This is a genomic window from Streptomyces avicenniae, from assembly GCF_000719135.1.
Taxonomy (GTDB): Bacteria; Actinomycetota; Actinomycetes; order Streptomycetales; family Streptomycetaceae; genus Streptomyces; species Streptomyces avicenniae.
Window position 1 is genome coordinate 800,330 of sequence record NZ_JOEK01000001.1, and the last position, 12,826, is coordinate 813,155.

Consider the following 12,826-nt stretch of genomic DNA (forward strand, 5'->3'; position numbering starts at 1 on the left):
TCGGCCGCGCTCAGTCCTGGCGGCTCAGCGAGAAGGTGTTGGACGTGTCGCCGTACTGCGTGAACTCGACCGTCGGCGCGTCTTCGAGCAGCCCGTCCACCGCGCTCCACTCCACCTGGTAGGGGGGCAGCGTCTCGCACGACGGGTCGGACGAGACGCCGGGGCCGACCGTGATGGTCGTCCCGCTGATGCCTCCCGAGACCATCTGGGCGTCCCACCGGCAGCTGTCGCTCTCCCAGGTGATGGCCAGCTCACCGGCCGGGACGCGGTTGCCGAACGTCGCACTGATGTCGGCGTTGGCGTACACCCCCTGGTAGACCGCCACCGGCATGCCGTCGGAGTCGATGCCCATGTCGGCCGACTCAAGCGTCGCGGACCACTGGGCGCTGTCGCCGTCGTTCGCGGACCAGTTGAGCGAGCCGCCCGACTGCGTGACGGTGTGCTCGCCGTACGCGCGGCAGCCCGCGTCCTCCGGGTAGACGGAGACGACGTCGTCGCCGGTGAGCGTCGCCTCGGAGCCCGTGGCCTCCTGGAGCAGCGCGGTCTCGACGCACAGGAGCCCGTCCCGGTCGTCGTCCTGCCCCTGGAGCGTGTACACCGTGGCGACGTTCTCCCCGGCGGAGCCCGCCGTCAGCTCCAGCCGGATGAGCAGGCCGTTGCTGGTCGTGCCCTCCCACGCGCCCGCCATGGACGCCGGGAGCGAGCCGCTGCCCGGGTCGGGCGCGGGCGGCGGGGGCGGGTCGTCCGTCGGCGGGGCCGGGTCCTCGGTGACGGTCGGGTCCGACGTCGGGTCGGCCGTCGGCGGCCCCGGGTCGGGATCCTCGTCGCCGCCGGACAGTGCCACGGCGCCCACCACGAGCACCAGCGCGACGACGGCCGCGATCGCGACGATCAGGAGGTTGCGGTTCTTGTTGTCCTTGGCGGGACCGCCCGGCCCCTGGTACGCGGTGGCGCCGTAGGGGTTGGTCGGGTTCGGGCCCTGCGGGTAGCCGTACGCGGCCTGGGGCGGCTGCTGTTGGTGCTGCTGCGGGTAGCCGTAACCGGCGGGCGGCGGCGTCCCGTAGCCGGGGGGAGGCGTGCCGTACCCGGGCGGCGGGGTGGCCGACGTCTGGGTGGCCATCGCGTCCATGTGCCCCTGCGCGGGCGGCGGCGTCCCCATGTTCGGGGGCGGCGTGGCCTGCTGCGTCGGGGTCGGCGGCGCGAAGGGCGGCAGCGGCGTGTTCTGCACCGGCGCGGACTGCGGCAGCGGCGTCACCGGCGGCGTGCCCGGCATGGCGGGCGGCGGCGAGGCCTGCGGCAACGGCGGTGCCTGGAGCGGGTCCTCGGAGTCGAGCAGCTCGACGGCGTGCCGTCCGAGCCGCGCGACCAGCGCGCCGGGGAGCCACGGCTCGTCGCCGTCGTCGGGTATCTCGGTGAACTGGAGCAGCTGGTCGAGCGACGGCCGGGCCGTGGGGTCCTGCGCGAGGCAGCTCTCGATGAGCGGGCGCACCGCCTCCGGCACGCCGTCGAGGTCCTGCTGCCCCTGCACGATGCGCAGCATCAGCGCGGTCATCGCGCTGTTGACGTCGCCGAACGGGGTGCGGCCCGTCGCCGCGAAGGTGAGGACCGAGCCGAGGCAGAAGACGTCGCTCGCCGCCGTCAGCGTCTCGCCGCGGCACTGCTCGGGCGACATGAAGCCGGGCGAGCCGACCGCCGCGCCGGTACGCGTCAGCCCCTCGCCGCCTGCCTCCAGGGCGCGGGCGATGCCGAAGTCGATGACGCGCGGGCCGTCGATGGTGATCATGACGTTGGACGGCTTGAGGTCCCGGTGGATCAGGCTGGCCGCGTGGATGTCGCGCAACGCCCTGACCAGGCCGTTCGCCAGGATGAAGAGGGTGCGTTCGGGCAGGGGGCCGTAGGTGGTGCTGACCACCTCGTGCAGCGAGGGGCCCGCCACGTAACCGGTCGCGACCCAGGGCGTCTCCGCCTCGGTGTCGCAGCCGAGGACGGGGGCCGTCCAGTCACCGCCGACCCGGCGCGCGGCGTCCACCTCGTGCTGGAAGCGCTGACGGAACTCCGGCTGCGCCGCCAGTTCAGGCTGCACCAGTTTCACTGCCACCGTGCGCCCGCGGTCCGAGCGCGCGAGGTAGACGCTGCCCATCCCGCCGGCACCCAATTTCCCCAGGAGCCGGTACTGGCCCACCCGTTGAGGATCTGTCGGCCCGAGCGGTTTCATGCTGTGTTACTCCTCTTCGCTCCGGTAAGGCCTCATGAGAATACGGGGGCCCGTCCACACAGGGGAGGACAACGGCGGAACCTTCGTCGGTTCCCGATCCGATCGTGTGTTTGGGCCCGGTGTCAATTCGTGACCTGCGGTCCGGGGGCGTGCGTGGTCCGCCGTCCGGGGCCGCGGGCTCATGAGGGCTGGTACTCGTTCGGCTCCTCGTCGGCCGGTTCGTCGATCCAGCGGATGGCCAGGTTCCCGTCCTGGTTCAGCCACATCCGGAAGGCCGTGCCGAGGAAGCAGTCGTCGCTGTCGTCGTCGCCGATCAGGACGTCGGGGCCCATCACGACCTCGCCGCCGTCCACCTGGACGAGGCGGTTCTCCCAGGTGCACGTCTGCTCGGTGGACTCCTGCCGGTAGGTCATGAGGACCTCGCCTACCGCGCCCTCCGAGACGGTGATCTCGCCGGTGCCGGTGACGCCGTCGTCGTTCCTGAAGTTGCTGCTGAACGAGCCGACCAGCGCGTCCGGCATGCTGTCGGGGTCCACCCCGGTGGCCGCGGTGAGCGTCGCGCTCCGGTCGCCCCAGGTCCACTCCAGCGTGCCGTCGTCCGCCAGGCGCAGCCGCTGCGTACGGTCGTCGGCCGAGCAGCCGGGCGCGTCCTCGGGCACGCTCGACTCCACGGTCCTGGTGAACTCGACGGCGTCGGTGGTCTCCGTCATGGCCAGGTCGTAGGCGCACAGGGTCTGGGCCGTGAGGAAGGTGGCGCTCCCGGTGAGGGCGTCGCCGTCCTTGTCGATGTCGAAGCGCAGGAGCGTCGGGTCGTTCGCCCGGGTACCGTCCTGCTCGCCCTGCCAGACGCCGACGTAGCCCTCGGTGTCGCCGCCGCCGTCGCCGCCTCCCGAGCGCAGGACCGCCACCGTCGTGCCGATCGCCGCGACCGCGACGACTCCCGCGACGACCGCGGCGATCCGCCTGCCGCCGCTGCGTGGCGCCGACGGCGGCACGGCGTAGGGCGCGCTGCCCGTCGGGCCGAACGTGCCTGTGGGGGAGAGCCCCACCGGGCCGGTGGTGAAGGGGCCGACCGCCGGTGGCGGCGTCCACGCCGCGGGATGCGGGCCCGAGGCCGTCGCCGCGGGCGGGGTGGCGGGGGCGACCGTGGGGTCGGGGGCGACGACCGCCCGGCGGCCCGGCACGCTGGCCGGGGCCTCGGAGTCGAGCAGTTCGACCGCCCGGCGGCCGAGTTCGGCGAGGAGCGGCGCGGGCAGCCACGGCTCGGGCGAGGTGTCGGGCGCGGTGAGGCGCAGTAGTTCGTCCAGCGACGGCCTGCCCGCCGGGTCCTTCTCCAGACAGCGCGCGACGATGCCGCGCAGCGGATCGGTGAGCCCGTCGAGGCTGGGCGCCTCCTCCGCGATGCGGAACATGAGGATGTGCATGCCGGAGCGCGGATCGCCGAACGGCGTGCCGCCCGTGGTCGCGAAGGCCAGCAGCGCGCCGAGGCAGAAGATGTCGCTCGCGGGCGTCAGCCGCTCGCCGCGCACCTGCTCGGGCGACATGAACGCGGGCGAGCCGACCGTCACGCCGGTCCTGGTCAGTCCGGCCGAGGTGACGTCCACGGCGCGCGCGATGCCGAAGTCGATGACGCGCGGGCCGTCGATGGTCAGCAGGACGTTGGACGGCTTCAGGTCGCGGTGGACGAGCCCGGCGCCGTGGATGTCGCGCAGCGCGTGGACCAGGCCGTTGGCGAGGAGCAGGGTGCTGCGCGGCGGCAGCGGCCCGAAGTCCCGGGCGACGACCTCGTGCAGCGAGGGCCCCGCGATGTATCCGGTCGCGACCCAGGGCAGTTCGCCCGACGTGTCGGCGTCGAGCACCGGGGCCGTCCACCGCCCGCCCACCCGGCGGGCCGCGCCGATCTCGTGCTCGAAGCGTGTCCTGAAGTCCGGTTCCCGCACCAGCGACGGCACGATGGTCTTGACGGCCACGGTCCGCCCGCGCTCCGAACGGGCCAGGTAGACCTGCCCCATCCCTCCCGCGCCCAGCCGGGCGAGCAGGCGGTACGGGCCTATTCGGTGCGGATCACTCGGCCTGAGCCGGTCCATCTGCTTCGTCCCCCGGTTCCGTCGTGTGCGTTTACGCTCCCGAGGATAGGCGCGGGCTCCGACACAGCCCATGCCGGTGTCCGGGGTCACCGGGTGTGCGCGGGCGCACGCGCCCGGCCGTACGCGCGCCGTCCGGTCCCGCGCCCCCCGGTGGAGGACGGGCCAACCGACCTTCTCGCGGGGAAGGTCGGGGGAAGCGGAACAAGCTGTTCCGGCGGGGTTCCGCCCGCTCAGGGGGCCAGCCGCTCCAGCGCCGCCGACAGGTCGGCCAGCGCGGCGAGCGCCGCCGTGAGGCGCTCGGTGCCCCCGACCTCGGCGGCGAGCCGCCGCGCGAACTCCGCGTGGCCCGGCTCGATCGCCGCGACGGCGGCCCGGCCCTCGGCGGTGGGCCGCAGCAGCTTGGCGCGGCGGTGCGCCGGGTTGGGCTCCCACGCGGCGAGGCCCTGCTCCACCAGGAGGTCGGCGATGCGCTGGACGCTCTGCCGCGTGATGCCCATCGCGCGCGCGATCCCGGCCGCGGGCAGCGGCTGCGGCAGCACGGCGCCGAGCACCTGCCAGCGGGCGGCCGTCAGCCCGGCCGGGCGGCTCAACTCCTCGGCGACGGCGAGGAACTGCGCGTTGAGCCGGAAGGACGTGATCGCCGTCCCCGACAGCGCGGCCTGCGCGTCCCGCGTGTCCTGGTCGCGCCCCGCGCTCACGCGAGCCCCGCCACGACCGGGTAGGCCGACGCGTCCGAGTGCGCGTACAGGCGGAACCAGGCGTCGAGCACGGCGGGTTCGAGCACGCCGAGCCGCCGCAGGATCTCCCGGCCGAACGCCTCGGGGTCGGTCGGCCCGGCCGTGATCACGTCCCGGTCGGTCACCGCGTCGGTGTCGCGGTAGTGCTCCCCGCCCGCGTAGCCCGTCCCCGCCAGGACGAACGGCGCGGCGGCCGTGTGCGCGCGGTCGTCGAGCAGCCCCTCCTTGGCCAGCCCCTCGGTCGCCCCGCAGATGGCGGCGACGGGCACTCCCGCGTCCAGGAACGTACGGGCTGCCCGCGCGAACGGCGCCAGCGCGTCGCCGCTCCAGCCCCCGGAGCCGGGCAGGATCAGCAGCGCGCTGTCCTCGGCGCGCAGGTCGGCCAGCGTGACCTCCGGCAGCAGCCGCAGCCCCGCGATCGTCGTCACCGGGGCGAGGTCGGGGCCGGGGCCGACGGCCACGACGCGGTAGCCGCGCCGGGCGAGTTCTGCGGTGGCGTGCCCGGTCTCCCAGTCGGCGAGACCGTCGTAGACGGCCAGGTGGACGGTGCGGGCGGCGTCGTGCTGCGGCATGGCGTGCTCCTCGTGTCTGATGACAGCATCCTGTCATTTCGACAGCATGCTGTCAATTATTTCCGGGACCTGTACGCTGGGCTGCCGTGATTCGACGGAGCACGCTGCGGGAGCAACTCGCCGACGCCCTAAGGGAAGAGATCCTGGCCGGGCGGCTCGGCCCCGAGGGCGAGTTCACCGTCCGCGAGATAGCCGAGCACTACGGCGTCTCGGCCACCCCGGTGCGCGAGGCGCTGGTCGATCTGTCCGCGCAGGGCCTGCTCGACGTCGAGCAGCACCGCGGCTTCCGCATCCGCCGCTTCTCGCCCGACGAGTTCCGGCACATGGTCGAGGCGCAGGGCATCGTCAGCGACGGCCTCCTCGCCGCGGGCGCCGTCCTCGACCCCGACCGCGCGAACCCCGAGGCGTTCACCTCGGTACGCCGCCGCGCCGCCGCCGCCCGGCAGGCCGCCACGGCGGGCGACCTCGACATCCTCATCGGCTACGACCTGCGGTTCTGGCGCGAACTCGACGCCCTCGTCGGCAATCCGCACATCGGCGAGTTCCTCGACCGCCTCCGGGTGCGCTGCTGGGCCTTCACCGTCCCGTTCCTGCGCCGCGCCCCCGAACTCACCGCGCACCTGTGGGCGGGGCACCTCGAACTCGCCGACGCCGTCGAGCGCGGCGACCGCGCCGAGACCGAACGCCTCCTCGCGAGCTACCGCGGCCACACCCTCGCGCTGGCCACCCGCCTCGCCGCGCACCCGCGGACCTGACCCGGGCGCCAGGCCCTACCCTGGCCGTAACCGCTCGACACACCGCACCACCCCGTACCGCCCCGCACCCCACCGCGCCCGCGCCCTCGCGACCGAGAGTGAGCCGTTACATGGCCTGTGACCTGTGGCTGGTCCCCCTCGTCGATGTGCTGTGCCACAGCCCCGACAACCCGTTCGCCGAGGAACTCGCCGTGTACGACCGGGCTCTCACCGAGGCGGGCGCGCCGCCCGTACCGGTGTACGGCTACGTGCCCGGCATGTCGGGGACGGTCGCGCCCGTCGCGGGGTTCGACTACGCCGCGCTCCATCTCCTGCGCCGCGCCTACCTCCTGCACCTCAGCGGGCTGCCCGTCACCCCGGTGACCGACCTCGACGGCGACTACCAGCAACTGCTGGAGATGTTCGAGAGCGCGGCCCAACAGTCGCACCTCGTCTGGCACTTCGACCACGCGGGCGCCTACGTCCCCGTGGACTTCCCGCACCCGCTGGTGAACGAGACGCTGCTCTCAGGCGGCGGCCCCCTCGGGTCGAGCCACGGCCTCCTGCGCGAACTCGAGACCGTCGCCCCGCTGTTGGGCATCGACCCGCTGAACCCCCCGCCCCCGCCCGCGCCGCCCGCAGGACCGACCACGCTGGACGAACCGGCCGCCGCGCCCTCCCGCGCCGACGGCCCGTACGCGCGCGAGCGCCACGTCTGGCTCGGCCTCCACGCGGCGGCGACGCGCAGCCTCGCGCAGGGCTCGATGATCGTCTTCAGCTGACCGCCCACGGGGCGGCGCGTCCGTCAGCGCCCCGGCCTGCCCTGAATCACCCGAAAGAGTGACGTCGCTGCTGCCGCCGTTAGGCTGCCCTCTGTGAACATCCTCGTCATCGGCGGCGGCGCCCGCGAGCACGCCCTCTGCCACGCCCTCTCCGCCGACCCGGCCGTCGGCGAACTCCACTGCGCCCCCGGCAACGCGGGGATCGCCGCCGTCGCCACCACCCACCCGGTGGACGCGCTCGACGGCGCCGCCGTCGCGGACCTCGCCCGCCGCCTCGGCGCCGGGCTGGTCGTCGTCGGCCCCGAGGCGCCGCTCGTCGCGGGCGTCGCCGACGCCGTACGCGCCGCCGGTATCCCGGTGTTCGGGCCGTCGGCCGAGGCCGCCCGCCTGGAGGGCAGCAAGGCGTTCGCCAAGGAGATCATGGCCGCCGCCGGGGTCCCCACCGCGCGGTCGTACGTCTGCGTCACCCCCGCCGAGTCGGACGCGGCACTGACCGCCTTCGGCCCGCCCTACGTCGTCAAGGACGACGGCCTCGCCGCGGGCAAGGGCGTCGTCGTGACCGGCGACATCGCCGTGGCCCGCGCGCACGCCCGCGGCTGCGACCGCGTCGTCATCGAGGAGTACCTCGATGGCCCCGAGGTCTCGCTGTTCGCCGTCACCGACGGGGAGACCGTCCTCCCCCTCCAGCCCGCGCAGGACTTCAAGCGCGCCCACGACGACGACGAGGGCCCCAACACCGGCGGCATGGGCGCCTACACCCCGCTGCCCTGGGCCGACCCCAAGCTCACGCGGGAAGTCCTCGACACCGTCCTCCAGCCGACCGTGGACGAGATGCGCCGCCGCGGCACCCCCTTCTCCGGCCTGCTGTACGCCGGGCTCGCGCTGACGTCGCGCGGCATGCGGGTCGTGGAGTTCAACGCGCGCTTCGGCGACCCGGAGACGCAGGTCGTCCTCGCCCGCCTGCGCACGCCCCTGGCCGGCCTGCTGCACGCCGCCGCCACCGGCACCCTGGCCGACCTGCCGCCACTGCGCTGGAGCGACGGCGCCGCCGTCACGGTCGTCGTCGCCGCCGAGGGCTACCCCGACGCGCCGCGCGCCGGTGACCCGATCGAGGGACTCGACGAGGTCGCCGCGCAGGACGCCCCGCACGCGTACGTCCTGCACGCCGGTACGCGCCTGGACGACGCGGGCCGGGTGCTCAGCGCGGGCGGACGCGTCCTGTCCGTCACCGCCACGGGCGACGACCTCGCGCAGGCCAGGGAGCGTGCCTACCGCGCCGTCGCCCGCATCCGCCTGACCGGCTCGCACCACCGCACGGACATCGCCGCCCGCGCCGCGCGCTGACCCCGGGCCCGCCGCCACCCGCACACCTGGCCTTCCCCAAAGCACCACCATCGAGTGACGTTCCGCTGAGCGACTGACGCGCCCCCTGTGCCCAACTAGGGTGCGGCGCAGGGTCATTCGGCAATCCTCACAACCGGCCTCGCGGCGTTCGGATCACCGCGCGTTGCGATGTCGGTGGGCGGTGCGACAGTGGGACACAGGTTCGGTGCGGTCAGGACAGTGGGTGCGGTCGGGACAGCGAAGGGCGAGGGCATGGTGCGGTGTCGGACACGAACACCACGGGCGGGCCGCTCCGCGCGGGAGCACGCGCTGGCCGTGCTCCGCGTACGGAACGGCGCCCTCGCCCTCGCCCTCCTCCCGGCCGCCGTCGCCGTCGTCCTGTTCGCCACCGGCACCGGCGCCCCCGCCGTCCGCGCCGTGGTCACGGCGCTGGCCGCCGCGTCGGCCGCGCTCGGCGCGCTGACCGGCGCGCTCATCGCCCGCGCCCGCCCGGCCGTGACGCCCACCGTCGCCGTCCCGGAACGCGCCGCCCCCGCGCTGCACCGGCTGATACGCGAGCTGGCCGCCCGGCTCGACGTCCCGGTCCCCGGCGGCATCGCGCTCACCCCCGACTGCGACAGCTGGCTTGAGGAGCCCACGCGCGGCGCGGCCCCGTCCGCGCCCGTCCTCGTCATCGGCTCGCCGTTCCTGTGGTGGCTGCGCGTCGCCGAGCTGCGCGCCCTGCTCGCCCCGGTCGTCGCGGGCACGGGCCCCGCCGCCCACCCCGACATCGCCGCGGCCCGCCGCTGCGTCCGCGCCTGGGACGCGGCTGCCGGCCCCGCCCCCGGGGCCGTACGCCACCCCGCCCGCGCCTACGCGGCGACCGTCGCCCGCGTCCTGCTGCGCCTGACCGGCGCGCACGCCGCCGAGATGGAACGCGGCGTCGCCCAGGCCGCCGCCGCCCGCGCCCGCGACGTGGACCAGGCGCTCCGCCAGGCCGCGCAGGAGCAGGTCGGCCTCGCGTACGCGGGCTGGGACCGGCTGCTCACCCGCGTCGCGCTGCCCGCCTGGCGCATCGGCCGCTGGCCGCGCGGACTCGACGCCGGGGTGGTCGCCGCCCTCACCGAACTGTCCCGCCGCGACCGGCTCGCCGACTCCCTGGCCACCCGCCTCGACGGCCGCCCCGCGTGCGACCTGCTGGAGGAGCCCGGCGCGATGGACGAGGCCGTCTCCCTCCTGGCCGCGCGGCTCTTCCACGGCATACCCGCCCCGGCACCCCCCGCCGACACGGCGCCGCCCGCCGACGACCAGGGCAGTTCGGGCGGCTGGACGCCCGTGGACTGGTCCGGCTACGCGGACGAGGTCGTGGACCGCATCTGGCGCGACCGCGCCGCCCGGCTCTTCCTCGCCCTGGACGCCATCGAGACCCCCACCCTCGCCTGCGCCCTCCAGCGGCTCACCGAGGCCGCCACCCTCGACGGCACCGACGCCCTCGCCGCCCGCCTCAGCGCCGACACCGCGCGCGCCGAGGCCGCCCACACCGGCGGCGGCTCCCCGCCCGGCACCGCCGTCCTCCCGGCCCCGCCGCCCTGGCACCTGCCCCGCGCCGACCGCGAACTGCTCGCCGAGCACGTCACGGCCGCCGTCTGCTGCGCCGCCGCCGACACCACGGGCGCCGCCCCCGGCCTCGACTGGCTCGACGGCCCCGTCCTGCTCACGGCGGGCCAGGGCGGACGCCGCGGCCCCGACCTGGCCACCCCCGTGCAGCGGCTCCTCGACGACGGCGACCCCGGCCCCCTGCGGGACTGGCTGGCCCGCGCCGGGGTCCGCTCGGACAAGCCCGTCCGGCTCGTCTGACCCGGCCCCCGACAGACGTCGAAACGTCCGCCATTTCTGGCTGATTTCCGTCTCGGGAGGGCTCGACACACTTCACGCTGAGCGCCACTATCAGGCAACCGCCTCCGGTCAACCACGCGAACGAACGGTGATCGGGCGCTTGCCGGATGTGATGTGCTGAGGACGGCACGGAACAGGCGGAGGTGCAGGGAGGGGAGCTTGAGAGAAGCCACGGAACGCATCCGGCGCTGGGAGTCCGGCGCGCTCGCGCACGCGGTCTCCGACCCGTACGGCCAGGGCCCGTTGCCCTGGCTGCGGGGCAACGGCCACTACCGCCCCAGCGCGCACGCCGTCCCCGGCAGGCCCGCGGGGCCCGACACCGCCGACGACGTGAACTGCCAGATCAAGGGCTTCGTCTCGGACGGCGCGGTCGCGCCGGGCGACCCCCTCGACTTCCGCGTGACGGTCAACCCGCCGCAGGAATTCACCATCGACATCTACCGCATCGGCCACTTCGACGGCGCCGGGGCCCGTCTCCTCCTGCGCAGCCCCAAGCTGATGGGCATCCGCCAGCCGCCCCCGATGGTCGCCGGACGCGCCGTGTCCTGCCACCACTGGTGGCTGTCCTGGCGCACGCAGGTGCCCGCCGACTGGCAGCCGGGCGCGTATGTTGCCGTACTCACGACGGCGGACGGCCGTTTCCGGTCCCATGTGCCGTTCACCGTGCGGGACGACCGCCCCGCCGACCTGCTCCTCGTGCTGCCCGACGTCACCTGGCAGGCGTACAACCTCTTCCCCGAGGACGGCCGCCACGGCGCCAGCCTCTACCACGCCTGGGAGCCCGGCGGCAGGCTGCTGGGCGAGCCCGACGCGTCCACCGCCGTCTGCTTCGACCGCCCCTACGCGGGCGCCGGGCTGCCCCTGCACGCGGGCCACGTCTACGACGTCATCCGCTGGGCGGAACGCGAGGGTTACGACCTCGCCTACGCCACCGCGCGCGACCTGCACGCGGGCCGCGTCGATCCGGCCCGCTACCGCGGCCTGGTCTTCCCCGGCCACGACGAGTACTGGTCCGTGCCGATGCGCCAGGCCGCGGAACGCGCCCGCGACGAGGGCACCTCGCTCGTCTTCCTGTCCGCCAACACCATGTACTGGCAGGTCATCCTGGCCCCCCTCCCCGCCGGGGCCCCCGACCGGCTCCTCACCTGCCGCAAACGCCAGGGCCCCGGCCGCGCCGTCCTGTGGCGCGACCAGGGGCAGCCCGAGCAGACGCTGCTGGGCATCCAGTACTCCGGCCGCGTCCCGCGCCCCCAGCCCCTGATCGCGCGCAACACCGGCCACTGGCTGTGGCAGGGCACCGGCCTGGCCGAGGGCGAGGAACTGCCCGGCCTCGTCGCGGGAGAGGCCGACCGCTACTACCCGCGCACCGCCCTGCCCGACCACGACGAACGCGTCCTCCTCGCCCACTCGCCCTACCACGACGACTCCGGCGTCCGCCGCCACCAGGAGACGTCGCTCTACCGCGCGCCGAGCGGCGCCTGGGTGTTCGCCTCGGGCACCTTCGCCTGGTCCCCGGCCCTCGGCCGCCCGGGACACACGGACGAACGGGTCCAGCGCGCGACCGCCAACCTCCTCGACCGCGTCTGCAAGCGCGACTGACGGAGACTCAGGAAGCGGCGCGCGTGCCCGGCGCCATGGCGTACGCCGCCCGCACGAGGTCCGGGCGGCGCCCGTCGTTGAGCTGCCGGTCCCACTGCGCGTCGAGCTGCGCCCGGGTCGCGGGCTCCGTCCCGGCGGGCAGCAGGTTCCGGTAGCGGCGCTCCTCGCCGAGGAGGACGCGCACGGTCCGCTCGACGACCGGCTCCGGGTCGTACTGCTCGTGCGGGAAGGCCAGCGCGGCGTGGTCGTGGAGCCGGGCGGCGGGGTCGTCGCGCCATTCCTTCCACGTCTCGAACATGGTGTCGTTGAACCCGGTCAGGAAAGGACCCGGATTGATCGTGGCCACCGTGACGCCGAACTCGGCGAGCTCCTGGTCGAGGGCGTCGGCGAACGCCTCCACCGCGTGCTTGGAGGCCGCGTACGCCCCGGTGAACGGATCGACGGTGAGCCCGGCGACCGAGGACATGAACACGATCCGGCCGCTCCGGCGCGCCGCCATCCGCCGGGCGACGCCCTGCGTGAGCAGGATCGGCCCGAACACGTTCACCTCGAACTGGCGGCGCAGCCGCTCCTCCGGGATGTCGGCGGTGGCGCCGCCCTCGGAGACGCCCGCGTTGTTGAGCAGGGCCTCGGCGTCCCACGCCCACGCACGCTCCCGGTCGCCCGCGTCCGTGACGTCCAGCTTCTCCACGCGCAGTTCGACGCCCCGCTCGCGCGCCTCGGCCCGGACCGCGCTCACCTGGGCGACGATCTCCACGCCCGCGATCACCCGGTGCCCCGCCCCCGCGAGGCGAAGCGCGACCTCCTTGCCGAAGCCGGTGCCCGCGCCGGTGATGAGGATCGGTCCCGCCATGTCGCCTCGCCTCCCTGTACGCGCGGGC

The 12,826-nt window shown here is 75.1% G+C and carries 10 protein-coding genes; 5 read left to right on the forward strand and 5 right to left on the reverse strand.

Annotation, left to right across the window (positions count from 1 at the left end; all coding sequences use genetic code 11):
• Window positions 1-10: 10 nt before the first annotated feature.
• The 4 genes from IF27_RS31405 to IF27_RS03725 form a co-directional block, all read right to left on the reverse strand.
• Window positions 11-2,215 (reverse strand): serine/threonine-protein kinase, encoded by a 2,205-nt coding sequence (locus tag IF27_RS31405; protein ID WP_223290899.1) that lies wholly within the window; start codon window positions 2,213-2,215, stop codon window positions 11-13.
• Between the two features lie 179 nt (window positions 2,216-2,394).
• Window positions 2,395-4,302, reverse strand: coding sequence for a serine/threonine-protein kinase (locus IF27_RS31410; protein ID WP_223290900.1), 1,908 nt, complete (start codon window positions 4,300-4,302; stop codon window positions 2,395-2,397).
• Between the two features lie 230 nt (window positions 4,303-4,532).
• The gene (locus IF27_RS03720; protein WP_190232781.1) at window positions 4,533-5,000 is read right to left on the reverse strand and encodes a MarR family winged helix-turn-helix transcriptional regulator; all 468 of its coding nucleotides are present in this window, start codon (window positions 4,998-5,000) and stop codon (window positions 4,533-4,535) included.
• The gene (locus tag IF27_RS03725) at window positions 4,997-5,611 is read right to left on the reverse strand and encodes a DJ-1/PfpI family protein (RefSeq protein ID WP_052847782.1); all 615 of its coding nucleotides are present in this window, start codon (window positions 5,609-5,611) and stop codon (window positions 4,997-4,999) included. Before IF27_RS03725 ends, IF27_RS03720 begins: the two co-directional genes overlap by 4 nt.
• 86 nt (window positions 5,612-5,697) lie before the next feature.
• Between IF27_RS03725 and IF27_RS03730 the strand changes: the two genes are divergently transcribed.
• The 5 genes from IF27_RS03730 (at window position 5,698) to IF27_RS03750 (ending at window position 11,945) form a co-directional block, all read left to right on the forward strand.
• Complete coding sequence (locus tag IF27_RS03730; RefSeq protein WP_110945479.1) at window positions 5,698-6,366, forward strand: GntR family transcriptional regulator; 669 nt, start codon at window positions 5,698-5,700, stop codon at window positions 6,364-6,366.
• A 110-nt stretch (window positions 6,367-6,476) separates the two neighbouring features.
• Window positions 6,477-7,127, forward strand: a complete 651-nt coding sequence (locus IF27_RS03735) for a hypothetical protein (protein ID WP_052847784.1) — start codon at window positions 6,477-6,479, stop codon at window positions 7,125-7,127.
• 93 nt (window positions 7,128-7,220) lie between these two features.
• Complete coding sequence (gene purD, locus IF27_RS03740; protein ID WP_052847785.1) at window positions 7,221-8,471, forward strand: phosphoribosylamine--glycine ligase; 1,251 nt, start codon at window positions 7,221-7,223, stop codon at window positions 8,469-8,471.
• A gap of 252 nt (window positions 8,472-8,723) precedes the next feature.
• A complete protein-coding gene (locus IF27_RS03745) occupies window positions 8,724-10,307 on the forward strand; it encodes a hypothetical protein (RefSeq protein ID WP_052847786.1) in 1,584 nt (527 codons plus the stop codon).
• Window positions 10,308-10,505: 198 nt separating this feature from the next.
• A complete protein-coding gene (locus IF27_RS03750) occupies window positions 10,506-11,945 on the forward strand; it encodes a N,N-dimethylformamidase beta subunit family domain-containing protein (RefSeq protein ID WP_052847787.1) in 1,440 nt (479 codons plus the stop codon).
• A gap of 7 nt (window positions 11,946-11,952) precedes the next feature.
• On the opposite strand, the gene IF27_RS03755 is transcribed toward IF27_RS03750, so the two are convergent.
• Entirely contained in the window at window positions 11,953-12,798 is an 846-nt protein-coding gene (locus tag IF27_RS03755; protein WP_052847788.1) for an SDR family oxidoreductase, read from the reverse strand.
• Window positions 12,799-12,826: the final 28 nt, after the last annotated feature.

Excerpts from the sequence above, each read along its gene's own strand:
- IF27_RS03735 (WP_052847784.1), top strand. The coding sequence starts at position 6,477 with ATGGCCTGTGACCTGTGGCTGGTCCCCCTCGTCGATGTGCTGTGCCAC.
- IF27_RS03725 (WP_052847782.1), bottom strand. The coding sequence starts at position 5,611 with ATGCCGCAGCACGACGCCGCCCGCACCGTCCACCTGGCCGTCTACGAC.
- IF27_RS03745 (WP_052847786.1), top strand. The coding sequence starts at position 8,724 with ATGGTGCGGTGTCGGACACGAACACCACGGGCGGGCCGCTCCGCGCGG.
- IF27_RS03755 (WP_052847788.1), bottom strand. The coding sequence starts at position 12,798 with ATGGCGGGACCGATCCTCATCACCGGCGCGGGCACCGGCTTCGGCAAG.
- IF27_RS31410 (WP_223290900.1), bottom strand. The coding sequence starts at position 4,302 with ATGGACCGGCTCAGGCCGAGTGATCCGCACCGAATAGGCCCGTACCGC.
- IF27_RS31405 (WP_223290899.1), bottom strand. The coding sequence starts at position 2,215 with ATGAAACCGCTCGGGCCGACAGATCCTCAACGGGTGGGCCAGTACCGG.